The sequence below is a fragment of the Actinomadura sp. 9N407 genome (assembly GCF_044326315.1).
GTDB lineage: Bacteria > Actinomycetota > Actinomycetes > Streptosporangiales > Streptosporangiaceae > Spirillospora.
In genome coordinates this window covers 216,205-239,546 of record NZ_JBIRAW010000003.1, presented here as the reverse complement: position 1 = coordinate 239,546, position 23,342 = coordinate 216,205, and the positions used below count along the sequence as shown (strand labels likewise).

Genomic DNA, 23,342 nt, shown 5'->3' with positions numbered 1-23,342 from the left:
GATCCGGAGTTCAGGCCTTGGCGCCCTTCGCGTCGATCGTGCGCATCATCAAGGGCCAGGCCGCGTTCATTTCCGGTATCCATTCGGGCCAGGCGTGCCAGCCGTCGCCGTAGATGTGGGAGGTGACCGGGATGTTCAGTTCGCGTAGCCGGGTGACGAACGAGCGGTTCATCCGGCCGATGAGGACCTCGCTGAGCTGGGTGAGCCGCCATTGGGCGCCCTCGGGGGTGTACGGGCCGTTCATGCCGGTGGTCCCGCTGGAGACGTACAGGCCGACGCCGCGCAGCTTCTCGGCCAGCACGTACGGATCGTGGGCCCGCCAGTTCGCGTCGTCGCGGCCGGGCAGGCCGAAGATGCGCAAGGCGTCCATGCCCGAGCCGAGCAGGTTCATCGCGAGCAGGAACGCTTGCATCCCGTCCATGGTCAGGTGGGTGGAGCCGCTGAAGGAGGCCGCGTACCGGAACATCCCGGGGTGCCGGGCGGCGTAGGCCAGCGCGCCCTGGCCGCCCGATGAAGCGCCCATCACGGCTCGGCGGGTTCCTGCCCGGTAGCGGGCCATCAGTGTGAGCACCTCGCTGGTGTGGAAGGTCTCCCAGCGCGGGACGCCGCCTTTCCCGTCGTTCCACCAGTCGGTGTAGCTGCCGTTGTTCCCGCCGGACGGCATGACGACCATGACGTCCCACCGTGCGGCGAGTTCTTCGATGTGGGTCTCGCGGGTCCAGGAGGTGTAGTCGTCGCGGCCGCCCTGGAAGGCGTAGACGACCGGCCAGGTGCGCTTGGCGGATCGGGTCCAGCCCTTGGGCAGCAGGAGGCGGGCGCTGACGTCGCCGACGTTCGGCGACGTCCAGGTCAGGTCGAGGGTGCGCGCGTCGAGCCGTTTCTCGGTGATCTCCGACGCGCCGGCGCGCGCGGGTACGGAGATGAGCGAGAGCAGGAGCGTGAGCATCAGCGTCAGCGGAAGGCGTCTCATCCGAGGTTCTTTCTGGCCAGGACCCGGTAGGCGTTGCTGTTCTTCCGGGCGATGGGGATGGTGAGCAGGTCCAGCAGCAGGGCCGTCCCCATGAGGGGGCCGGCCAGCACGATCGTGGCGAGCGCGCCGGCGTACTCGCGGCGGCCCGGGGGACGCGGCCACCACGGCCGGTCGACGTCGAGGGCGAGCCAGTTGAGGACGGCCGCGGCGGAGGCGACGAAGTCCGGTCCCTGGTCGGCTTCCCTGCGCTCTTCGGCGAGGATCTCCAGGCCGCGCTGCGCCAGCGCCTCGCGCAGGTTGCCGATGGGGATCATGTTCAGATGCTGGGGCGCGAGCCAGGGCAGCCAGAAGCCGCGCAGGACGCTGCCGAACCATGACTCGGGGTCGGGCAGTTCGATCAGGAGGTGCCCCCCTGACGGCAGTACCTTGACGGCGGTGTCGAGTTCGGTGAGCGGGTCGGCGGTGTGCTCCAGGTAGTGGTGCATGCTGATCACGTCGTAGCGCCCGGCCAGGTCGGCGGCCAGTGCCGTGAACTCGCCGCGGTAGGCGCGCTCGACCCAGCCGCGTTGCGCGCCCTCGTCGACCGCCGCGCCGAAGTCGAGGCCGTCGAAGCGCGTGCCGGGCAGGACGGTCCGCGCGGCACGGCAGAAATGCCCCTTGCCCGTGCCGACGTCGAGCCAGGTCCGGGGGGTGGTCGCACGGGCCACCAGGCCGGCGCGGGCGAGGTACCAGGAGGTGTTGGAGGACAGGATCCGCTCGGCCAGGACGTCCCCGAGACCGTCGTAGACGTCCTTGTAATAGAAGGCCAGGCCCTCGGGGGTCAGGCGCGGGTTCTGGAAGACGTGCCCGCAGCCGTCGCACCGGTCCATGGTGAAACGTCCCGGCTTGCCCTGGAGGACGTCGCGGGCCACGACCCGCCTGCTCAGCGCGCGGCCGCCGCACCACGGGCATTCCTCGGCGCGCGGCCCGGCGAACCGGTCGACCCCCTGGTCGATCTCGGCCCTGTACCAGACCCGGGCCTGCTCACGGCGGGCGATCAGCTCCCGTTCCCAGCGCGTCCTCGGGGCGGTGAGGGTGCGGGCGATCGAGCGGGGCGTGTGGACGAGCCGTAGCGCGCAGACGCGGGCGAGGTCGCGGGGCCGGACGGCGGCACCGGCGAAGACCAGCGCCGGGAGAGCGCAGTACAGCAGCGCCAGCCCGAGCCCGGCGACCGGCGCCAGCATGATGGCCCCGGCCACGAGGAGGTATCCGCCCGCAGCGGCGAACAGTGTCTGCGGCAGGGCGAGGGTCTGCGGGATCACCAGCGCGAGCGAACGCATTCGCGAACGCCGGAAGGCGGTCTGGTCGTGGCCGCCGAACGGGGCGACGACGATGTCGGCCGAGCCCGTGTAGAGCCGCAGCCGGGCGGTGGCCGCACCGAGCTCGTCGGGGTCGAGGCCGGTGAACCTCGTGATCCCGGCGCCGGTGACGGCGGTACGCGAGGCGAGCACCGCGTGACAGCCCCCGCGGCCCATCCCGAAGACGTCGTCGCGGTAGGCGTCGAAGTCCAGGTGGCGGGCCAGGTCGAGGACCGCGTCGACGTGCAGATCCCGGGGCATCAGATCGACCAGGCCGAGGTCCTTGTCGCGGGCGTGCTGCTCGGCGGCGCGCACCACTCCGGGCGGGACCTGGACTCCGTCCACGGTGAGCAGGACGAACTCGTCCCGCTCACCGTCCGGCCGATGGCCGCCGGGTGCGGGCGGCAGCGGATGGAGGCCGCGCAGGCGGGCCCGCAGCCGCCACGCGTTGGCCGTCATGCAGAGCGCGATGACGATGATCAATCCGACGGCCATGTTCCGGCCTCCTTTCATCCAGGGTCGCCAGAAACGCCGATCGGTATTTCTGGTGTCATCGAAGAAGGGTCCCGAAAGGACTCAGGAAAGTAAGCGATCGGCGAAGCCGAATCTTCGCCGGCTCAGTGTCGCGCCATTCAGTGGCGCCATAACCTCGATTCATGGCGATCAAGGTCCTCGACGAGGAGAGGCTGGGCGACCGGCTCAGGAGACTGACGGTGCGGGCCGATTCCATCGGCCCGCGAGAATGGTCGATCCGGGTCCTGGTCCCGCGGGGCTGGACCGAGCGCGGCGGCGGTTCCTGGCCGCTGCTGACGCTGCACCACGGCGGTCTCGACGACTCGGCGTCGTGGACGCGCCACACCGACGTGGAGCGTCTCAGCCGGGACGACGACGTCCTCATCGTCATGCCGGACGGCGGACGGGCGGGCGGATACGCCGACTGGCGCCACGGCCCCCAGTGGCAGGCCTTCCACGTCCACGACCTCCACGCGCTCATGCGGGAGCGGTACCGGGCCTCGGCCGTGCGCGCGGTCGCGGGTGTCTCCGGCGGCGGGTACGGGGCGCTGCTGAGCGCGGCGGCTCATCCCGGAAAGTTCCGATTCGCGGCCGCCCTGAGCGGACCGTGCACGATCCGTTCCCCGCTCGCCGCGACCACCCTGCTCGCCGCCACCGGGATCGCCGGCCGAGTGAACCCGTTCGGCATGTGGGGTGTGCCCGTACTCGAAGACCGGCGCTGGCGGGCCGCCGACCCGCTCCACCTGGCGGCCGGGCTGCGCGGTACGGGCGTGTTCGTGTCGTGCGGGCTGACCGGGCGTCCCGGCCCGCTGGACCCGCCGGGGCCCTGGAGTGCGGCCAACCTCGCCGAGCCCGTCGTGCGGTCGACCATCCGCCCGTTCCTGCGGAGGCTGCGCGCCCTGGGAATCCCCGCGACGGCCCACTTGTACCGGAACGGCACGCACAGCTGGCCCTATTGGGAACGGGAGCTTCATCGGATCTGGCCCCGGCTCATCGCGTCGGTCGGCACTCAGCGGCAGGAGAGAAGGACGACTGCAAGGGTTCCTCCCACGGAGTAAGGGTGCACCAGAGTCTGTGTCACACAGTGGCCCGCACGTAGTGTCCCGAAGGCAGAAGTCGGGGATCGGTTTCCTCAATCAGATGAGTGATCCAGGCCGTACGCCCGGAGCGGTGCGGGGCGCTGAAGGAACGCCGGAAAGCGGGACAAGCCGTACGCTGTCCGGCATGCGGAGCTCACAGGCGGGCGCTGGACGGGTCGCGAAGGCTGCCGGGGCGCCATGACCGGCGGGACGATGGTCGAGGAGGTCGCCGAGCAGATCGCGTTCGCGATCGCGGTGGGACGGCTGCGGGCAGGGGAGCGGCTGCCGTCGATCCGGCGGCTCGCCGAGGAGTACGAGATCAACCCGTCCACGGTGCAGCTCGTGCTGGGACAGCTGCGGGCGGCGGGTTTCGTGGAGACCCATCAGGGGATCGGTGCCGTGGTCCGCGACGTCGAGGCGTACGGCGGGGTGGAGACGTGGCGCTACCTGTTCCGGTTCTCGCGAAGGCTGCCCGATCTGGCGGTACGGATCCTCCGGGACATCCTGGAGACCCTGCGCCTGTTCTACGCGTCGGTCGCGGACAAGATCGAGGCGGACCCGGGCGCCTATGACCCGGCGCCGGCGAGGCGGGCGTGGCGGCGCCTCGAAATGCTGGCCCAAGACGAGAAGGCGAGCCCGGCGGACGTCCACCAGGGCGTGCTGGAGGTCCTGCGGGCGGGATCGATGGCGGTCGGAGGCGGGGTCTTCCTCGGGGTGCTCAACTCCCTGGGGCCGATGCTGAGCGAGGTGCCGGAGGTGCTCGACGTCGTGTTCGACGCCCCCGGCGTTCACGTGTGGTGGTGGGACCAGCTCGTCAGCGCATGGGAGGCGGGGGACATGGGACCCGCCCGGCAGGCGATCGGGCTCCTGGACGACTGGCACGCGGAGGTGCTGGGACGGCTCCGCACGGCGCTCGACCCGCAGGGTGGCCGACCCCCGGGGAACGTTGTTGTGAGTTAGGGCAGAAGCCCGCCGACCCGAAACCGCACTGCGCTTTCTACTCAACGGTCAACTGTGCGACACACACTGTGGGACGCATTCCCCGATTCGAAGGAATGAGGGACCACATGCGACTCACCCCCAGACCGCGCCACGCCCTTGGGCGCCCGGCACGTCGCAGACCGATCCGCACCATGCTCCTGTCCGCGATCAGCGCGGTGGCGATGCTGGTGCCCACGTTGGCGGTACCGCAGGCGGCCAACGCGATCCCGCCGCAGGATCTGCCGGCCGTCGGCGTGGACACCGGCCGGTTCAAACTGCCGATCGCCTGCACGATCAACTTCGCCGGAGCGCTGCCGGTGCTGTGGCTGCCCCTGGACGTCGACATCCAGGGCGTCGCGCCGGTGCGGCTCGGGCCCGGCCAGGAGTTCTGGCTGACCCAGGGCTCGGGCAGCATCACCTTCCCGGCCTGGCTGACCGCCCTGGCCCCGATCCTGGGCATCGACAAGGCCGACGCGACGATCAGCGACATGTCCATCGGCGCGACCGACTCGACGCCGGACGCGGTGAACATCGCCAAGGACCCGATCACGCTCTCCGACATCCCGATCGAGCCGGGAAAGCCGCTGAAGGTCGGGCTACCCGCGCCCGGCCAGGACCCGTTCGACGTGGGGCCCTACACCGCCCCGCGGAGCGGCAAGGTCACGCTGGGCTTCAACAGCGCGTTCGCGAAGGTCGACCTGAAGTCCTCGGCCGGCTTCTCGCTCCCCATCACCGCCGACTGCAAGCCGCGGGGCGGCAACGCGCTGCTGACGATCGCGGTGGGCGGGGAGCCGGGACAACCGCCCGCGAAGATCCACGGCGCGCCGCTGAACTTCCCCGAACCCAAGTCCGGCGAACTGGCCGGCATCATCAACGCGCCCTACCGGTGCACCTGGAACGGGCAGCCGCACAACATCGGGATCGCGGTCGGCGCCGACGGCATTCCGCTCACGGTCGGCAGGCGGGGCTCGTTCTCCTTCACGAACGCGTCCGGCGCGCTGACGGTGCCGAAGGAGACCGTGAACAGCCTCCTCGACCAGGGAGTGAAGACGGTCTCGGGAAGGGTGTCCGAACTGAACCTGGAGGTCGAGGGCGGCACCCCGCAGACCCTCAACGTCATCCCGAGCGAGGGTGTCCAGATCCCCCGGACGACCCTGGCGCGTGACCAGCGGCTCGTCGTGCCGCTGCCCGCGGACGGCACGCTGACGGCGGGCCCGTTCAAGCCATCGGCGGGATCGCGGAACGTGCGGGTGATGCTGGGCGGAGCCAGTGCGCAGCTCACTTTCGACGGCGGAGCGCCCACCCAGGCGACCTGCGCCAAGCCGTCGCCGCCCGTTTACCTGGTCGACAATCCGGTGACCTGACGTTCTGAGCGGTTCCGCTCATGTCCGCGCGGGCCGTCCCCGGTAGGCCGGGGACGGCCCGCGCGGTCATGCGTCCTTCGTCTGGCCGGGCGCGGAGGCCGGGGGAGTGAAGGTGCAGGGAAGACGCTTGTAACCGTTGATGAAACCGGACATGAGCCGATCCGGCTCCCCGGCGGTGATGTCGGGCAGGCGGGTGAACAGCTCACGGAGCATCACGGTGATCTCGCGCCGCGCCAGGTTGGCGCCCAGGCAGAAGTGCGGGCCGGGCCCCCCGAATCCGACGTGCGGGTTCGGGGAACGGGTGATGTCGAACGACTCGGGGTCGGTGAAGACGTCCTCGTCGCGATTGGCGGACCAGTAGAACAGCGTCACCCTGTCGCCCTTGCGGAAGGTGTGGCCGTTCATCTCGTGATCGCGGGTGAGGTTTCGGCGCATGAAGATGACCGGACTGCTGTAGCGGACGATCTCCTCGACGGCCCCCGCGATGCGCCCGTCGAAGTCGGCCAGCAGCAGTTCGCGTTGCTCGGGATGCTCGGTGAACAGCCTCAGGCCGTGCGCGATCGCATTGCGTGTGGTCTCGTTGCCCGCCACCACCAGCAGCAGGAAGAACGTGGCGAACTCGCGCGGGGACAGCCGTTCACCGTCGACGTTGGCGTTCACCAGGGCAGAGGTCAGGTCGTCGGTGGGCGTGGTCGCGCGCTCCCGGCCGAGCCGGGCCGCCAGCCGGTGCAGCCGCCATCCCGCGGACGCGATGGTGCCCAGCATGCGCAGCGTGGCGAGCCGGCCCATCCGCGCGGTGCCATCGGCGCCGTACTCCACGGTGGCGCCCACGTATTCGGGGTCGGAGTAGCCGACGATGATGTTGGTCCACTCCACCACCTGGCGGTGGTGCCGGGCGGGAATGCCGAGCATGTCGCAGATGACCTCGACCGGCAGCCGCACCGCGACCTGGGAGACGAGGTCGCCGCCTCCGGCCTCGATCAGCTCGTCGACGATCCGGGCGGCCCGCCGCGCGATGTCGTCCTCGGCCTTGGCGAGCATCTTGGGACTGAAGGCCCGCGACACGATCCGGCGGATCTTGGCGTGCCGCGGATCGTCCATGTCGATCATCGAGTTGAAGTACTTGTCCATCCAGCGCGGCATGTCGGCCGGGCTGGTGGCGCTGGGTTCGCTGCTGAACACCTCCGGGTGCCGGCTGGCCTCGGTCACGTCGGCATGGCGTACCAGCGCCCAGGCTCCCGGGCTCTGCCCGAGGAAGGGAAGCTTGGGCAGAGTGAAGAACTCCGGCGCGGGGCGAGCGCGCAGCAGCGCGAAGGCCCGTGCCCGCTCCTCCAGCGGCCGGGCCCAGAACCGCAGATCGCTCAGATCGATGTCCGCCGTGGTCAGCCGTGCGGGGTTCTCCGTGGACATCGGACCATCACACTCCCAGTCACACCGCGAGGGGAATTCTGGTGAGCCTATGCACCAGAATTATCTGGTGAGAACCATCTCCAGATTTGCGAGCCGCGTCAAGGGGTGCGGCACACTTGGGCCGTGACCTCTGAGCCTTCTCGCGCACGCCCCTACGGCGGAGTTCCCGCCGACCAGCGCCGAGCCCGCCGCCGTGCCGCGCTGCTGCGGGCCGGGCTGGAGCTCCTGGGCACCCAGGGGTGGCAGGCCATGACCGTACGGAAGGTATGCGCTGAGGCCGGGCTCAACGATCGCTACTTCTACGAGAACTTCCCGGACCGGGACGCCCTGCTCCTGGCGGTCGTCGATGAGCAGATCGCCCAGGGAACCGACGTGATCCTGTCCGCCGCCCGCCAGGCTCCCCGCCGCCCGCACGCCCGTACTCTCGCGGTGGTGACGGCCGTCCTCGACTTCCTGACCACGGACCCGCGCCGTGCCCGGATCCTCACCCACGAGTTCCCCGCCTCCCCCCTTCTCCAGCGGCGCCGCCTAGAGATCATCCGTACCCTGGCCGCCATCTTCGCCGCCCAGGCCGACGAGGTCCTGGACGAGGTCTCCCTGCCCGACCGCGACCTGGAACTGACCGGCCTGACCCTCACGGCCGGTCTGTGGGAGCTGTTCACCACCTGGTTCCGCGGCGACCTGGACATCGACCGGGACCATCTCATTCGCTACACCGTCGCCCTGACCCTGAGCACCACCGACCTGGCCGCCCCGCTTCGGCACCGGCTCCACTGACCTGTTGAGCCCGCGACGCGTAGCGCGATGGAACCCCGCAGAGCCGGTGCCGAGCGCGAATGCCACGGCGGCGCCGTTGAACTGGATTTGACGTCGATGTCGAGTTAGGATTCCGTCGAGCGGGTGCCGTGCGGGCACGGCCGGCCGGCTCGCCCGAGATCCCTGCCGAGGAGGCTCCAGCGTGGAGAGTTCGCACATCGCCGACATCATCGAGATCGAGCAGTTGCTCGCGCGCTACGCGGTCGGTATGACGAAGGACGATGTGGACGCGGTCGTCGCGGTGTTCACGCCGGACGGCACGTACAGCGCCTTCGGGGAGAAGTACGGTGTCGACGACTTCCCGGAACTCGTGGCGGCCGCGCCCAAGGGAGTGTTCTCCGTGAGCACCCCGGCGATCGGATTCGACGGCGAGGACTCGGCGACGGGGGAGCAGACCCTGTGCTTCGTGGCCCAGACCGACCATTCGATGCGGATCGGGTACTACACCGACACCTACCGCCGCACTCCGGACGGCTGGCGGCTGCGGACCAGGGCGATGACCTTCCTGCGCAAGAGCGGCTCCCGCGACTCCGGGCGTTCCCACGATCCCCGGCGTCCGGTGCCCGGGCAGAAGACGGCGAACTGAACCGCGCTTCCATGGACCTACAGGAATTCCGCGACGGCCTGGACGCGTGGCTCGGCGAGAACGCCTCGGAGCTCGAGGCCGCGTTCGGCCCGGACGTCACCCTCGACCAGGAGATGGAGCACCTCTCCAAGGTGAAGCGCCTGGCGTTCGACGCCGGCTGGATGCGGTGGGGCTGGCCCGAACGGGTCGGCGGGTACGGGGGCTCCACGCTCATGCGCGCCTACCTCGGGGAGGCGCTGGCGTCCCGGGACATGATCGAGCCCGGCATCTACTCGATGACCGAGGTGCTGGTGCCGACCATGATCGAGTTCGCCCGCCCGGAGTTGGCGGCGGAGATGGTCCCGCGGCTGCTGCGGGGCGACGAGACGTGGTGCCAGGGCTTCTCCGAGCCGAGCACCGGCAGCAACCTGGGCTCCCTGACGTGCCGTGCCCGCCGGGACGGCGACGTCTGGCGGGTCACCGGCCAGAAGGTGTGGACGAGCCTGGCGCAGTACGCCGACCGGTGCGTGCTGCTGGCCCGTACGGGTGCACCGGAGTCGGGCAGCAAGGGCATCACCGCGCTGTTCGCGGACATGGACGCGCCCGGGATCACGGTGCGCCCGATCCGCGCGATGCACGGGCGGGACGAGTTCTGCGAGGTGTTCTTCGACGACGTGCCGGTCCCGGTCGGCCGCACGCTCGGCGAGGTCGATCGAGGCTGGACCGTCGCGATGGACCTGCTGCCCTACGAGCGGAGCACCTCGCTGTGGCACCGCAGCGCCTATCTCCGGCAGCGGCTGGGTCGCCTGCTCGCCTCCGCAACGGACGGGGCGCTCGATCCCCGGGACCTCGGTGAGGCCGTCCAGATGGCGTTCGCCTTCCACGCGCGCTCCCGGGGGACGCAGCACCGGATGGCGCGCGGCGAGCGGCTGGGGCCGGAGACGTCGATCGACAAGGTGCTGCTGGCGACCACCGAGCAGACGGTGTTCGACCTGGCCGCGGACGCGGTGGCGCCGGGCATCGCCGTCGGCGACGATGCCGACAGCGATCGGTGGCGGACCGAGTTCCTGTACTCGCGGGCGGCGACGATCTACGGCGGCAGTGCCGAGATCCAGCGCGACATCATCGCGTGCCGCCTGCTCGACCTCGGGACGGACCGATGATGGACGCCGAAACGGACGCCCTGCTGTCGCAGAGCCTCGACCGGGCCTTCAAGGGCGAGACCGCCACGGCGGTCGACGCGTCGCTGGAGGAGATCGGCTGGCGGGAGGCGCTGGAGGAAGAGGGCGCCGCCGTCATCCCGCTGCTGTTCACCCGCCAGGGAGCCGCGAACGCCGCTTCGGGCGCGCTCGACGATCTGCTGACGGGGGCGCTGGGCCTGCCGGCCGGTCCGGACACGGCGTTCGTCCTGCCGGCGTTCGGAACGTACGCGGCACCCGGTTCCGTCCGGAACGGGAGTCTCGCGGTGCGCGGACTCGGCACCGTGCGGATGCGTGGCGCCGCCCGCGCCGTGGTGGTCGCCGAGGATGACGGTGCGCTTCGGGCGTTCGTCGTGGAGACGGGCGAGCTCGAGACCCGGCCGGTCGGGGGCGTCGACCCGCGCCTGGGACTGGTCACGGTCGAAGGGCGGGGGATCGCCGCGTCCGGTGGCGCGGACGTCACCGCGGGCTGGGCGGACGCGCTGTCCGCGGGACGGGCGGCGCTGGCCCACGAGCTGGTCGGCGTGAGCCGGACGATGCTCCGGCTCGCGCGAGAGCACGCGGTGACCCGGATCCAGTTCGGCCGGCCGATCGGCTCGTTCCAGGCCGTCCGGCACCGCCTGGCCGACGGCCTGGTCGCGATCGAGAGCGCCGAGGCCGCCGCCGGCGCCGCGATCGAGGCGGCGGGGCCGGGCCCGGGCGTCCAGGTGCCCGCGACGCCGGCCGGGATGGCCAAGGCGCTCGCCGGACGCAACGCGCGCACGGTGGCACGGCATTGCCAGCAGGTGCTCGCCGGCGTGGGATTCACCGAGGAGCACGACTTCCACCACTGCTTCCGGCGGGTCCTCACCCTCGACGGGCTCCTCGGCGACGCCCGGTCGCTGACGCGCGAGCTCGGGGAAGAGCTGCTGCGCGACCGCCGGCTGCCGGCCGCTCCACCTCTGTGAAGGTCCGGTGAACGCGACGGGCGCCTCCCCGAGGGGAAGGCGCCCGTCGCTCGTCCGGCCGTCAGCGGGGGTCGCTCCGCTTGGACAACTGCTTGTCCAGGGTCGCCCGTAGTTCCGGTGAGCGGAACGAACGGTCCTCCGCGGCCATCGCGAAGTCGAGCGTGGCGAGCACGGCCCGTTCCAGATGCAGGTTGAGGACCCGCTTGGTGTCCTCCAGGGTCCGGCGCGGCATCGCCGCGAGCTTGCGCGCGCAGGCCATGGCCGAGGACATCACCTCGTCGTCGGCGCAGACATGGTTGGCCAGCCCCATCTCGGCGGCCCGGCGGGCGCTGATCCGGTCGCCGGTCAGCGCGTACTCCTTGGCCAGCTGCAGGCTCGTCAGCAGCGGCCAGACCACCGGGCCGCCGTCGGCGGCCACCAGCCCGACCAGGACGTGGGGGTCGGCGAGATGGGCGCTCTCGGCCATGAACACGATGTCGGAGAGCGCGACCAGGCTGCACCCCAGGCCGACGGCGGGGCCGTTGACGGCCGCGACGATCGGCAGCCTGCACTGCACCAGGCCGGTGACGATGCGGCGGGCGTCCACCAGGGTCCGGCGCCGCAGCTCGTCGTCCTTGGTGAGCTCGTCCAGGTAGGAGAAGTCGCCGCCCGCCGAGAACGCGCGGCCCGCACCCGTGATCACCACGGCGCGGGCGTCCTCGTCCGCGTCGAGCCGGGGGAAGAGCGCCCCGAGTCCCTCATGGAGGGCGTGGTTGGACGCGTTCAGCGCGTCCGGGCGGTTGAGCGTCACGATCCTGATCGGCCCGTCGGCGGTGACCTGGATCTCCGGAGGCATCCCGTAGCCGCTCACGAGACCGGGAGCCCGAGGATCCGGGTCGCCACCAGGTTGCGCTGGATCTGCGACGTTCCGCCCATGATGCTCTGCGCCCGGCTGTAGAGGTACATCTTCAGCCATGTGTCCTCCTCGGTGTCACCGGTCAGGGTGCTCATGCCAAGGGCGGCGTGCCCGATGGCCTGTTCGACGCGCGTCATCAGGAGCTTGTCCACCGACCCCTCCGGACCGTGCGAGATCCCGTTCAGCCGGTCCGAGAGCCGCCGGCACACGTGCAGCCGGAGCATCTCCGCCTCGACGATCGCCCATGCGACGTCGCGCACGTTCTCGTCGTTGAAACGGTCCGGTTCGGCCCGGACGCGGTCCACGAGCTCGTTGACCGCCTTGCTGTAGCGGGCGACGTAGCCGAGCTCGCCCGGCTCCCGCTCATGGCTGACCACGGTCATGGCCAGCTTCCAGCCCTCGCCCGGTGCCCCGATCATGTCGGACGCCTTCGCGACCGCGCCGTCGAAGAACACCTCGCCGAACTCCCGGGTGACCCCGTTGATCATCTTCAGCGGGCGCTGCTCGATGCCCGGCTGGTCCATCGGGACGGCGAACGCCGACAGCCCGCGGTGCTTGGGGACCTCGCCGTCGGTCCGGGCCAGGACCAGGCACCAGTCGGCCTCGTCGGAGTAGCTGGTCCACACCTTGTGCCCGGTGATCAGGTAGTCCTCGCCGTCGCGGACCGCGCGGGTGCGCAGCGAGGCCAGGTCCGACCCGGCGTCCGGCTCGCTGAACCCCTGGCACCAGCGCTGCCGCCCGTTGACGATGCCGGGCAGGAACCGGCGCCTGACGTCCTCGCCACCGTGCCGCAGGAAGCCCTGCACCAGGTAGCCGAGGCTGGGACGCGGGGGTGCGCCGGCCGCGGCGAGCTCACCGTCCACGATCGCCTCGTACACGCTCGGCAGGCCGTGGCCGCCGATCTCCTCCGGCCAGGAGAGCGCGAAGAAGCCGGCGTCGTAGAGGGCCCGGTGCCAGGGGGCCTGCCCGTCCCAGTACGCGTCGGCCGTGGACGACTGCGGGAGTTCCGGATTGTTCTCCACGAGCCACGCGCGCAGCCGCTCGCGGAATGCCGCCTCCTGGGGGGAGTCAGCGAAGTCCATCGTGTCCGCCTCCGATCTTGCGGTGCGCGGCGATCCGGGCGAGGTTCGCGCCCACGTCGCCGAGCACCTGGGACGACAGCAGCGCCCGCCGCAGATGAATGTGCGCCAGGCATTCCCAGGTCATGCCGATCCCGCCGTGAACCTGGATGGAGGTCTCGCACACCTCGCGCGCGGCGCGCGCGCAGTAGGCCTTGGCCGTCGCGGCGGCCGCGAGCGCCTCGCCCGCGGGGAGGGTGTCGGCCGCCCAGGCCGCGTGCCGCGCGACACTGCTCGACCCCTCGATCGAGACGAAGGCGTCCGCCAGCATGTGATGGACGCTCTGGAAGGTGCCGATGGCCACGCCGTACTGGTGACGGACGCCGGCGTACGAGCGGGCCATTTCCACCGCGCCCCGCATCGTCCCGACGAGGTCGGCACAGGTGAGGGCGAGGGCGAAGGCCGACCAGGCCTCGATGTCCTCGGTGGTCAGCGGGCGGCCGGCGTCGCGCAGCACCTCGAACGGCGCCCGCTCGACCGTACCGGTGGGACGGGTGAGGTCGTGTCCGCGCGGGCCGTCCGTCACCAGGACAGAGACCAGGTCGTAGCCGTGACCGGTGCGGACCAGGGCCAGCGCGGACGTGGCGCCCCGGACGTCGATCGCGATGCCGCTGCAGAGCATGTCGGCGTCCTCGACCACGACGATGCCGGACAGGTCGGAACGGAGCAGCACGGTCTCGTGGGCGGTGGCGGGCCCGGCCGCCGCGCGGCGGCGCAGCTCGGTGGCCAGGGTGGGGCCCAGGAAGGAGGTGTCGGCCAGGCCGCGGCCGAGTTCCTCGGCCACGATCGCGGTCTCGACGGCGGAGGCCGGCGGCCGGTCACCACCGTCGTCGGGGACGCGCAGTTCGCGCCAGCCGGAACGGACCAGGGCCGCCTCCAGCCTCGCCGCCCGGGTCGTGTCGTCCAGATCGGCGACGGACGCGGGCGCGTGGTCGTCGACGAGCCGGGCCGCGGCTTCGCGCAGCGCCCGCTGATCAGCGGACAGGCGGACGTCCATCAGCGGTCACCCCGCACGATGCCGGGTAGGCCCCTGACCGGCGAGCACGGGTCCGGCGAGCACGCGTCCGGCAGGCCGGTGGCCCGCATGGGGGGAGGCGCGAGCGAGCCTCGGGGGAGGAGCCGGCCGCGGCGTGGCGGGAGGACCGGCACCGCGGCGCGGCCGCGGCCCGGTGGACACGGCGCGGCGGCCGTGCGGGGATCGGGCTTGGTGATCATGTACCGGCACCCTCGGGAGAAGCGCGCCGGACCCCGCGCGCGGGGGTGCGCGCGGGCCGCCGGCGCGGGATGTCGCAAGCTCTGTTCTCCTCTAGATAAAAGTCTATACTGACGTCGATGTCAATCACGGAGACGGGAAGTTGCGCATGAACGACAGCCGGGAGCCGACCTGGCCGAGCGTCGCGGCCATGACCGAGGACGCCGCGGAGCGTTTCCCCGATCGCGTCGCGGTCGTGGACGGCGACGCGCGCGTCTCGTACGCGGAGCTGTACGAGGAGGCCCGCCGCTTCGGGGCGGCGCTGGTGGCCGAGGGCGTCGAACCGGGCGACCGCGTCGGGATCTGGGCGTTCAACAGCCGCGAATGGATCGTCGCGCTGCTGGGGCTCTACCAGGCGGGCGCGGTCCTCGTTCCGGTCAACACCAGGTTCAAGGGGCGCGAGGCCGCCGACATCCTGAGCCGTGCCAGGGTCAAGGTCCTGGTGACGGTGACGGACTTCCTCGGCAACGACTACGTCGCGATGCTCGCCGGGTCGGGCGTGCCCCTGCCGGACCTGCGGACCGTCGTCATCGCCCGGGGCGGGCCCTCCGGGTCCGGCGTGATGTGGGCGGACTTCCTGGCGCGCGCGGTCGACGGCGGTCTCGCCGAGGTCGAACGGCGCCGGGCCGCCCTCGGTCCGGACGACCTATCGGACGTGCTGTTCACCTCCGGCACGACGGGAACGCCCAAGGGCGTGCTGATGACCCATCGGCGGACGATGGGCGTGGGGACCGACTGGGTGGACATGGCCGGTCTCTCGGCCGGCGACCGCTACGTGATGGTCAATCCCTACTTCCACATGTTCGGCTTCAAGGGCGGAATCCTGGCCTGCCTCGCCAGTGGCGCGTCCATGTATCCGCAGCCCGTACTCGACGTGGACCGGGTGCTGCGGCAGGTCGCCGAGGAGCGGATCACCGTCCTGCCCGGGCCGCCGGCCCTCTACCAGGCGATCCTGGAGCACGCCGACCGGGACCGGTACGACCTGTCGAGCCTGCGGGTCGCGGTGACCGGCGCGGCCGACATCCCCGTCGAGCTGATCCGGCGGGTCCGTGACGAGCTGCCGTTCTCGGTGATCGTGGCCGGTTACGGCCTCACCGAGGGCGGGACGGCCAGCTCGACCTCGCCCGACGACGACCCGGAGACCATCGCCACGACCGTCGGGCGTCCCCGGCCGGGCTTCGAGATCCGCGTCGTCGACGGGGCGGGCGGCGACGTCGCGCCGGGCGAGGTCGGCGAGATCGTCATGCGCGGGCCGACCGTGATGGCCGGATACCTGGACGACCCGGAGGCGACGGCGGCGGTGCTCTCCGCGGACGGCCTGCTGAGCACCGAGGATCTCGGCCGCTTCGACGAGCGCGGGTGCCTGCGCATCGCCGGACGGTCCAAGGACATGTTCCTCGTCGGGGGGTTCAACGCCTACCCGGCCGAGATCGAGGCCATGCTCCTGGAGCATCCGGGCGTTCGCGAGGCCGCGGTGATCGGAGTCCCCGATGAGCGCCTGGGCGAGGTGGGCATGGCGTTCATCGTGCCGCGCCCGCCCGCGCCGGCCGCCGACGAGGTCATCGCCTGGTGCCGTGAGCGGATGGCGAACTACAAGGTTCCGCGCCGGGTCGAGCTGATCGGCGAGCTGCCGCTCACCGCCAGCGGGAAGGTGCGCAAGACCGCACTGCGGGACCGGGCGGCCGCCGGGCCCGTCGCTTGAGGCATTATTGACACCGACGTCGGTTTATGTCGAATGCGCCGGCGGCGCGACGGTCCCGGCGGCGCGGCGGTCCCATTGGAAGGTGGCTGACATGCACGATCACGATCTCGAGCCGATGCTCGAGGCGGTCCGCGACTTCATCCGCAAGGAGGTCATCCCCCGCGAGGTGGAGATCGACGAGAACGACGAGGTGCCGGCGGTCCTGCGCGAGACGGCCAAGACGATGGGCCTGTTCGGCTTCACCATCCCGGAGGAGTACGGCGGGCTCGGGCTCGGCATCGTCGACCAGTGCCGGCTGCTGATCGAAATCGGGTACACCACGCCGGCGCTGCGCTCGATGTTCAGCACCAACGTGGGCATCGCCGGGCACGTGATCATGGACGGCGGGACCGCGGAGCAGAAGGCGGGCTGGCTTCCCCGGCTGGCCACGGGCGAGGTGATCGCCTCGTTCGCGCTCACCGAGCCGGACGCCGGGTCCGACCCGTCCGACCTGCGCACGAGCGCGGTCCGCGACGGCGACGAATGGGTCCTCAACGGCGTCAAGCGCTACATCACCAACGCGCCGATCGCCGACGTGTTCATGGTGTTCGCCCGTACCGACCCGGACGCGAAGTCGTCCAGGGGCATCTCCACGTTCATCGTCCCGGCCGGCACTCCCGGGGTGTCGGTGGGGCCGCGCGACCACAAGATGGGCCAGTTCGGCGCCTGGACGGCCGACGTCAACCTCGACGGCGTGCGGGTGCCGTTCGACGCGGTCGTCGGCGGCGAGGCGGGCGTCGACACCGGCTTCCTGACCGCGATGCGCTGCCTGTCCAACGGGCGCCTGCTACTGGCCGCCGCCTGCGTGGGGATGTCCCAGCGGCTGATCGACGAGTCCGTGCGGTTCGCGTCGGACCGCAAGCAGGGCGGGCGCCCCATCGCGTCCCACCAGCTGGTGCAGGCGATGATCGCCGATTCCGTGACCGACACGATGGCCGCGCGGAGTCTCGTCCTGGACGCCGCGCGCGCCTACCAGGACGGCTCGGACCGCCGGACCGGGCCCGCCGCCGCCAAGTACTTCTGCAGCGAGGCCGTCGGACGGGTGGCCGACCGTGCCGTCCAGGTGCACGGCGGCGCCGGATACATGCGCTCGGTGGCCGTCGAGCGGTTCTACCGCGACGCGCGGCTGTTCCGCATCTACGAGGGCACCAGCCAGATCCAGCAGCTGATCATCGCCCGCCAGGCGCTCGGGGCGGCCGCGGGCTGACCGGGCCCGGGCCGCCCGCGACGGGGCGCCGCGATCTCCGTCAGGTGGACAGGATGGAGACCGCGGCGACCCCGGGAGCGCCGTACAGCTGGGCGAGGCCGACCCGCGGCCCGCCGGCGACCTGGCGCTCACCGGCCGTGCCGCGCATCTGGAGCACCAGCTCGCGGACCTGCCGCAGCCCCGAGGCCCCGACCGGCTCGCCGTTGGCGATCAGCCCGCCGTCGGTGTTGACCGGAAGCGCGCCTCCCAGCGCCGTGGCACCGGAGGCGATCAGCTTGTTCTGCTCGCCGTCCTCGCACAGCCCGACCTCGGCCATGTGGATGACCTCGGCGCCCGCGTCGGTGTCCTGGAGCTGGGCGATGCCGACGTCCGCCGGCCCGATCCCCGCCTCCTCGAACGCGGCCCTGGCGGCGTCCACGGTCGGCGCCGGGACGTGGTCGGCCGCCACCGAGGCGGACGGGCTGTGCACCTCGAACGCCCCGAAGCGCCGCGTCCGGGTGACGACGCTGCGCAGGAAGACCGGCTTGTCGGTGTAGCGGTGGGCCACGTCCGCGCTGCACACGACCAGCGCCGCCGCGCCCTCGTTGGGCGTACAGAACATGTACTGCGTCAGCGGGTAGTTGACCATCCGAGACGCGAGGATCTGCTCACTGGTCAGCGGGGTGCGCCGGTGGGCGTTGGGGTTGAGCCCGCCGTTGCCGTAGTTCTTCTCGGCGACGGCGGCGAGCGTCTCGTGGGTGATCCCGTGGTCGTGCATGTAGCGGTTGATCTTCATGCCGAAGAACTTGGTGGTCAGGAACAGCCCCATCTCGCCGTACCAGGGCGGGCACCCGTACTCCTGGGGATCGGCCGTGAAGGCGCCCGACTGGTGCTTGTCCATACCGAGGACCAGGCCGATCTCGTGCTGTCCCAGCTTGATCGTCTGGCTGGCGAGGGCCAGCGCGCTCCCGGCGGTCGCGCAGCCGTTGTAGACGTTGGTGAACTGGACGCCGGTCAGCCCCAGTTCGCCGACCACGGCGTCCGGCTGGTCCACCTCGTAGCTGCCGCCCACGGCGAACTGGACGTCGGTCCAGGCCAGCCCGGCGTCGGCCAGCGCGTCCCTGGCGGCCTCGGCGCCCATGGCCAGGGCGGGCTTGCCGGGGAACCGGCCGAACCGGTGGATCCCCACTCCGATGATCGCGACGTCAGGCATGGTCGGCCCCTCCAGCATCGTCGGCCCCGGCGGGAGCGTCGGCCCCAGCGGGGCTGAAAGCGAAAGTGATGATCTCCCGGCCGTCCTCGTCGGTGCGGAACGGCGTGGTGACCAGCCGCATCGGCATACCGAAGGCCAGGTCCTCCTGGGCGCAGCCGACGATGAGCGACTCGACCCGCAGCTGCCCGGGAAGCTCGATCACCCCGACCAGCCACGGCTCGAACGGGTCCGTCCCGGCGAACTCGCCGCGGAACGGCGCCTTCGGCGGGAAGCCCTGGCTCGTCCAGGTCCAGAGGGTCCCGGAGCGGCTGAGCGGCGCGCGCTCCACCGCGGCGGCGCCGCAGCGCGCGCAGCCCGTCCGGACGGGGAACACGAACGTGCCGCATTCCTTGCACTTGCCGCCGATGAGGCGGGACTCTTCGCCGGACCCGGTGAACAGGTCGTCGGCGATGGGGACCGGTGCCATCTCTTCTCCTTGCTTCCTCACTGGCCAGGGGAGGCGGGCCGGGGCGTGGGCCCCGGGGCCGGAGCGAACGCGCGCCGGCCGCCCTGCTCGCGCCGGGCCCGGTGCTGCCGGGGCCGGCCCCGCAAGGTGCGTCCGAATCATCCTATCCTGACGTCGACATCGAAGAATAGAGTCGGATGCCTGGCCGGCGTGACCGTCCGCCAGAGTGCCTCAATGTAGCGAGGTAAAGCGATGGTGGACTCTCTCAGTGCACTGGAAGGCTTGACAATATTGACATCGAAGTCATAAGGATGACCTAGCCGCTGGACAGTCGAGCGGTGGCCGGCCGCGGTGGCCGCAGGAGGGAGGGGCGGGATGACCGATGCTGAGCGGGCCGAACGGCAACTGGCGGCGGTGACGAAGCTGCAGGCGGACTATGCCCGATTCGTCGACGGCGGTGAATCGGAGGCGTGGAGCGGGCTCTACGGCACTGGAGGCGTTCTCTCGGTGTCGGACGGCAGGGAGATCGGCGGCCGGGAACTGGAGGCTTTCGCGGCCCGCGCGCCGAAGGGGGTTCATCTGCAGGGCGTTCCCAGCCTTGACGCCCGTCCGGACGGCGACATCGACTCGGTGGCGCCGTTCGTCTTCTTCAACGCCGAGACCGGCGCGATTGTGGCGGGTGCCTACGTCGACCGGATGACCTGGGAGGAAGGGCGCCTGGTGTTCGCCAGGAGGCACATCGATATCCGCCGCCCGGCGTGACCGAAATTGTCAGATCGGTCACATCGACGGTGGATCTGCCTAGCGGACAGATGCCGACAATCTAGACGTATCGCCTGCTTTGCGTTCGCGCTGACCCGCGATAATCCGTCACCTGGACGGTACCCGGACGACAATGTCTCCCGCGGCCACAGGGGGCCACGCGCGTTCCGGATGACGTATCGCACGTTCTGGTGCGGCATTATGTTTCCGACGTCGAATTCATCGGTTGGAGGGCAGGATGGACCCAGAGCCTCGCTCGGCGAAGGGCCGCCGTACGCGGGCGCGCCTCGTCGAGGCCGGCAAGACCGTCTTCGAGCGCGACGGCTTCCTGCAGGCGCGCATCACCGACATCGCCACCGAGGCGCAGGTCTCGCACGGGTCGTTCTACCACTACTTCGATTCCAAGGAATCTCTCTTCCGCGAGATCGCCGAGGAGGTCGAGGTGCGGCTGGTGTCCATGGACGACATCGCGCAGGACCTCGCCGAGAGCGCCGGCCCCGTCGACCGCATCCGCGCCGCCAACAAGGCCTACCTGACGGCGTACCGGAAAGAGGCCCGCATCATGCGGGTCATCGAGGAGGTCAGCCGCTATGACGACGACGTCCGCAAGGTGCGCTCCAAGCGCGACGACAACCTGGCGGTCAGGCTCGAATCGGCGATCAAGCGGCTGCAGTCGGAAGGGCTGGCCGATGAGCGGATCGACGAGCGGTACGCCGCGACGGCGCTGGGCGGCATGGTCGCCAAGTTCGCCGAGATGATGTTCATCGGGGGCGCGCGCTTCGACATGAACGCGGCGGTGGAGCAGCTCACGCTCCTGTGGGCCAACGCGCTGGGCATGGACTCCACCGCCGATCGGAAGGCTCCCGCGAAGAGCGGAACCGCCTGACTCCCAAGGCCTTCCCGCCGAACGTCGCCGCGGCGGCCGTGGCCGGTGTCCCGCTGCCGCCGGACGCCGGCCACGGCGTTCGGACCGTCAGGCGCCCGCCCGCTCGAAGACCGCCGCGATGCCCTGGCCGCCGCCGATGCACAGCGTCTCCAGGCCGTACCGGGCGTCGCGCCGCGCCATCTCGTGCAGCAGCGTCGCCACGATCCGCGCTCCGGTCGCCCCGACCGGATGGCCGAGCGAGATGCCCGAGCCGTTCACGTTGAGCCGCTCGAAGTCGGCCGGGCCGAAGCCCCATTCCCGGGTCACCGCCAGCGACTGCGCCGCGAACGCCTCGTTGAGCTCGATGAGGTCCATGTCGGCCAGCGTCAGCCCGGCGGCGTCCAGCGCGCGCCGCGTCGCCGCGACCGGGCCGATTCCCATGACGCGGGGCGGTACGCCGGCGACCGCGGTGGACACCACGCGCGCGAGCGGCCGCAACCCGTGCTGGGCGGCGAACTCGGGTGTCGTGACCAGGCACGCCGCGGCGCCGTCGTTCTGGCCGCTGGCGTTGCCCGCGGTGACCGTGGACTCGGCGTCCTGCTTCGCCAGGGCCGGGCGGAGGGCGGCCAGCGCCTCGGGGGAGATGTCGCGGCGCGGATGCTCGTCGGTGTCGACGACCACCTCGCCCTTCTTCGTGCCGACCTTCACCGGGACGATCTCCTCGGCGAACGCGCCGCGGTCCTGGGCGTCCAGGGCCCGCCGGTGCGAGGTGTAGGCGAGCTCGTCCTGCTCCTCCCGGCCGATCTTGTACTCGCGGCGCAGGTTCTCCGCCGTCTCGAGCATGCCGCCCGGCACGGGGTAGGACCGCCCGCCGGCCGTCGCCCGTCCCCGCGTCAGCGTGTCGGTCAGCGTGAGGTCGCCGGCGCGCGTTCCCCAGCGCGCGGTCAGGGAGTAGTGCGGTGCCTGCGACATGCTCTCCGCGCCGCCCGCGATGATCGCCTGGGCCGTGCCGGAACGCACCATCGCGGCGGCGTACACCACGGCCTGCAGGCCCGAGCCGCAGCGACGGTCGATCTGCACGCCGGGAACGGTCGTCGGGAGCCCGGCGTCGAGGGCGACCACGCGGCCGAGGGCGGGCGCCTCGGCGGTTCCGTAGCAGTGGCCGAGCACGACGTCGTCGACGAGCGCGCCGTCCAGGCCGCTGCGTTCCATCAGCGCCCGGACGACCGTCACGCCCAGATCCTGGACCGGGACCGTCCGCAGGGCACCGCCGAACCGGCCGATCGGGGTCCGCACCGGTAGGCAGATCACAGCCTCGTTCATGTCGCTCCTTGAGAGGGGGGAGTGGTGGCGCCGCGCCGGACGACCGCGCCGGCCCGGCCGAGTTCGTCCTGTGCCTCGGTGGTGAAGCCCAGGTCCGTGAGGATCGCGGCGCTGTGCTCGCCGAGGCCGGGGACGTCCTCCAGCGGCGTGCTCCACGCTGAGGTGATGACGGGCGGGAGCAGCGACGCCAGCGGCCCGACCGGCGATCCGACCTCCTGCCAGCGCTCGCGCGCGGTCAGTTGCGGATGGTCGACGACCTCGGTGACCCGGTTGAACACCGCGTTGCCGATGCCGGCCGCGTCGGCCCGCGCGCAGATATCGGCGAGGTCCAGCGTCGAGGTCCACGCGGTGACGGCCTCGTCCAGCCTGCCCCGCTGCGCGCAGCGCTGCGGTGTGGTCGCGAGGTCCGGGTCGTCCGCGAGGTCCGCGCGCTCGATCAGGTCCCGGGCCAGCCGCTGCCATTCGGCGTCGTTGGTGGTCCCGAGAACGACGGTGCGCCCGTCCTTGGTCGGGTAGGCGTTGTACGGGGCCACGATCGGCGACGACATGCCGATCGGTGCCCGCTCCTCGCCGGTGTAGCGGGCGTACAGCAGCGCGAAACCGAGGAAGTCGGCCGCCGTGTCGAACATGCTCACCTGGAGGGCGGCGCCGGCGCCGGTGCGTGCGCGTCCGAGCAGGGCGGCCATGATGCCCGACGCGGCGTGCATCGCGGTGCCGATGTCGGCGATGGGAATGCCCGGCTTGGCCGGGGCGCCGGCCTGCCCGGTGGCGGCGCAGGAGCCGCTCTCGGCCTGGACGAGCAGGTCGTAGGCGCGGCGGTGGTCGAGCGGTCCGCCGGTGCCGTAGCCGGAGATGTCCACCGCCACCAGGGACGGGTACCGCTCGACCAGCGTCGCCGCGTCCAGCCCGAGGCGGCGGGCCGAGCCCGGCGCGAGGTTCTGCACGACGACGTCGGCGCGTTCGAGCAGCCGGTCGAGGACGGGCCGCGCCTCCGGGAGTTTGCAGTCCAGTGCCAGCGACCGCTTGTTGCGGTTCAGCCAGGCGAAGTACGTCGCCATGCCGTTGGCGGCCTTGTCGAACCAGCGGGTGAGGTCTCCCGAGCGCGGGTGCTCCACCTTAATGACCTCGGCGCCGAGATCGGCCAGCATCCGCGTGCAGTAGGGCGCCGAGACCGCCTGCTCGAAGCTCACCACGACGGTGCCGGTGAGAGGCCCTCCGGGGGCGGGACCCTGGTCCCGGTCCGGCCGGTCGTCCATGCGGTCCTCCGTGTACGTACGTCGTGGGCACCCCGCCCGCGCCGGCAGGGAAAATTTTGACATCGATGTCAATCATATGTGCCCGCCCCCACCCCGGGCACCCTC

Annotated in this window: 21 protein-coding genes; 11 read left to right on the top strand and 10 right to left on the bottom strand. The window is 71.5% G+C overall.

The annotated features are described in order from the left end of the window. Nucleotides 1–10: 10 nt before the first annotated feature. Complete coding sequence (locus ACH34Q_RS06580) at nucleotides 11–970, bottom strand: alpha/beta hydrolase (protein ID WP_395981849.1); 960 nt, start codon at nucleotides 968–970, stop codon at nucleotides 11–13. Then, on the bottom strand, nucleotides 967–2,802 hold the full coding sequence (locus tag ACH34Q_RS06575; protein WP_395981848.1) for a class I SAM-dependent methyltransferase: 1,836 nt from the start codon (nucleotides 2,800–2,802) through the stop codon (nucleotides 967–969). Before ACH34Q_RS06575 ends, ACH34Q_RS06580 begins: the two co-directional genes overlap by 4 nt. A 161-nt stretch (nucleotides 2,803–2,963) precedes the next feature. On the opposite strand from ACH34Q_RS06575, the gene ACH34Q_RS06570 reads away from it, so the two are divergent. The 3 genes from ACH34Q_RS06570 to ACH34Q_RS06560 all read left to right on the top strand — a co-directional run bounded on the left by ACH34Q_RS06570 (nucleotide 2,964) and on the right by ACH34Q_RS06560 (nucleotide 6,244). Beyond that, entirely contained in the window at nucleotides 2,964–3,878 is a 915-nt protein-coding gene (locus tag ACH34Q_RS06570; protein ID WP_395981847.1) for an alpha/beta hydrolase, read from the top strand. A 219-nt stretch (nucleotides 3,879–4,097) separates the two neighbouring features. Next, nucleotides 4,098–4,859: a GntR family transcriptional regulator gene (locus ACH34Q_RS06565; RefSeq protein ID WP_395981846.1), complete on the top strand. Its 762-nt coding sequence runs from the start codon at nucleotides 4,098–4,100 to the stop codon at nucleotides 4,857–4,859. Nucleotides 4,860–5,032: 173 nt separating this feature from the next. Then, entirely contained in the window at nucleotides 5,033–6,244 is a 1,212-nt protein-coding gene (locus ACH34Q_RS06560; RefSeq protein ID WP_395981845.1) for a hypothetical protein, read from the top strand. A gap of 66 nt (nucleotides 6,245–6,310) precedes the next feature. On the opposite strand, the gene ACH34Q_RS06555 is transcribed toward ACH34Q_RS06560, so the two are convergent. Beyond that, nucleotides 6,311–7,654, bottom strand: coding sequence for a cytochrome P450 (locus ACH34Q_RS06555; protein WP_395981844.1), 1,344 nt, complete (start codon nucleotides 7,652–7,654; stop codon nucleotides 6,311–6,313). Between the two features lie 123 nt (nucleotides 7,655–7,777). On the opposite strand from ACH34Q_RS06555, the gene ACH34Q_RS06550 reads away from it, so the two are divergent. From ACH34Q_RS06550 to ACH34Q_RS06535, 4 genes are all read left to right on the top strand, one after another. Next, complete coding sequence (locus ACH34Q_RS06550; protein ID WP_395981843.1) at nucleotides 7,778–8,431, top strand: TetR/AcrR family transcriptional regulator; 654 nt, start codon at nucleotides 7,778–7,780, stop codon at nucleotides 8,429–8,431. Between the two features lie 181 nt (nucleotides 8,432–8,612). Beyond that, the gene (locus tag ACH34Q_RS06545; RefSeq protein ID WP_395981842.1) at nucleotides 8,613–9,056 is read left to right on the top strand and encodes a nuclear transport factor 2 family protein; all 444 of its coding nucleotides are present in this window, start codon (nucleotides 8,613–8,615) and stop codon (nucleotides 9,054–9,056) included. A gap of 11 nt (nucleotides 9,057–9,067) precedes the next feature. Next, nucleotides 9,068–10,198: an acyl-CoA dehydrogenase family protein gene (locus tag ACH34Q_RS06540; RefSeq protein ID WP_395981841.1), complete on the top strand. Its 1,131-nt coding sequence runs from the start codon at nucleotides 9,068–9,070 to the stop codon at nucleotides 10,196–10,198. Then, nucleotides 10,195–11,181 carry an acyl-CoA dehydrogenase family protein gene (locus tag ACH34Q_RS06535; RefSeq protein WP_395981840.1) on the top strand — a complete coding sequence of 329 codons (987 nt, stop codon included), beginning with the start codon at nucleotides 10,195–10,197 and terminating at the stop codon, nucleotides 11,179–11,181. The genes ACH34Q_RS06540 and ACH34Q_RS06535 overlap by 4 nt, the downstream gene beginning before the upstream one ends. Nucleotides 11,182–11,242: 61 nt before the next feature. Here the strand turns inward: ACH34Q_RS06535 and ACH34Q_RS06530 are convergent, their stop codons facing one another. Genes ACH34Q_RS06530 through ACH34Q_RS06520 form a run of 3 tightly spaced genes read right to left on the bottom strand, consistent with a single transcriptional unit; the run spans nucleotide 11,243 to nucleotide 14,191 of the window. Beyond that, a complete protein-coding gene (locus tag ACH34Q_RS06530) occupies nucleotides 11,243–12,016 on the bottom strand; it encodes an enoyl-CoA hydratase/isomerase family protein (RefSeq protein WP_395981839.1) in 774 nt (257 codons plus the stop codon). Between the two features lie 11 nt (nucleotides 12,017–12,027). Further along, nucleotides 12,028–13,158, bottom strand: coding sequence for an acyl-CoA dehydrogenase family protein (locus tag ACH34Q_RS06525; protein ID WP_395981838.1), 1,131 nt, complete (start codon nucleotides 13,156–13,158; stop codon nucleotides 12,028–12,030). After that, nucleotides 13,145–14,191, bottom strand: coding sequence for an acyl-CoA dehydrogenase family protein (locus ACH34Q_RS06520; protein ID WP_395981837.1), 1,047 nt, complete (start codon nucleotides 14,189–14,191; stop codon nucleotides 13,145–13,147). Before ACH34Q_RS06520 ends, ACH34Q_RS06525 begins: the two co-directional genes overlap by 14 nt. 364 nt (nucleotides 14,192–14,555) lie before the next feature. On the opposite strand from ACH34Q_RS06520, the gene ACH34Q_RS06515 reads away from it, so the two are divergent. Together ACH34Q_RS06515 and ACH34Q_RS06510 are read left to right on the top strand one after the other, a co-directional pair. After that, a complete protein-coding gene (locus ACH34Q_RS06515) occupies nucleotides 14,556–16,148 on the top strand; it encodes a FadD3 family acyl-CoA ligase (protein ID WP_395981836.1) in 1,593 nt (530 codons plus the stop codon). Nucleotides 16,149–16,239: 91 nt separating this feature from the next. After that, nucleotides 16,240–17,394: an acyl-CoA dehydrogenase family protein gene (locus ACH34Q_RS06510; RefSeq protein ID WP_395981835.1), complete on the top strand. Its 1,155-nt coding sequence runs from the start codon at nucleotides 16,240–16,242 to the stop codon at nucleotides 17,392–17,394. 40 nt (nucleotides 17,395–17,434) lie between these two features. Here ACH34Q_RS06510 and ACH34Q_RS06505 read toward each other — a convergent pair whose 3' ends face one another. Together ACH34Q_RS06505 and ACH34Q_RS06500 are read right to left on the bottom strand one after the other, a co-directional pair. Next, entirely contained in the window at nucleotides 17,435–18,586 is a 1,152-nt protein-coding gene (locus tag ACH34Q_RS06505) for a thiolase family protein (protein WP_395981834.1), read from the bottom strand. After that, a complete protein-coding gene (locus ACH34Q_RS06500) occupies nucleotides 18,579–19,052 on the bottom strand; it encodes a Zn-ribbon domain-containing OB-fold protein (protein ID WP_395981833.1) in 474 nt (157 codons plus the stop codon). The genes ACH34Q_RS06505 and ACH34Q_RS06500 overlap by 8 nt, the downstream gene beginning before the upstream one ends. A 354-nt stretch (nucleotides 19,053–19,406) precedes the next feature. Here ACH34Q_RS06500 and ACH34Q_RS06495 point away from each other — a divergent pair, with 354 nt between their 5' ends. Together ACH34Q_RS06495 and ACH34Q_RS06490 are read left to right on the top strand one after the other, a co-directional pair. Continuing rightward, a complete protein-coding gene (locus ACH34Q_RS06495) occupies nucleotides 19,407–19,793 on the top strand; it encodes a nuclear transport factor 2 family protein (protein ID WP_395981832.1) in 387 nt (128 codons plus the stop codon). A gap of 238 nt (nucleotides 19,794–20,031) precedes the next feature. Further along, nucleotides 20,032–20,679, top strand: a complete 648-nt coding sequence (locus ACH34Q_RS06490) for a TetR/AcrR family transcriptional regulator (protein ID WP_395981831.1) — start codon at nucleotides 20,032–20,034, stop codon at nucleotides 20,677–20,679. A gap of 87 nt (nucleotides 20,680–20,766) precedes the next feature. Here ACH34Q_RS06490 and ACH34Q_RS06485 read toward each other — a convergent pair whose 3' ends face one another. Then, nucleotides 20,767–21,981, bottom strand: coding sequence for an acetyl-CoA C-acetyltransferase (locus ACH34Q_RS06485; protein ID WP_395981830.1), 1,215 nt, complete (start codon nucleotides 21,979–21,981; stop codon nucleotides 20,767–20,769). Further along, entirely contained in the window at nucleotides 21,978–23,237 is a 1,260-nt protein-coding gene (locus tag ACH34Q_RS06480; protein WP_395981829.1) for a CaiB/BaiF CoA transferase family protein, read from the bottom strand. The genes ACH34Q_RS06485 and ACH34Q_RS06480 overlap by 4 nt, the downstream gene beginning before the upstream one ends. Between the last annotated feature and the right edge of the window lie 105 nt (nucleotides 23,238–23,342).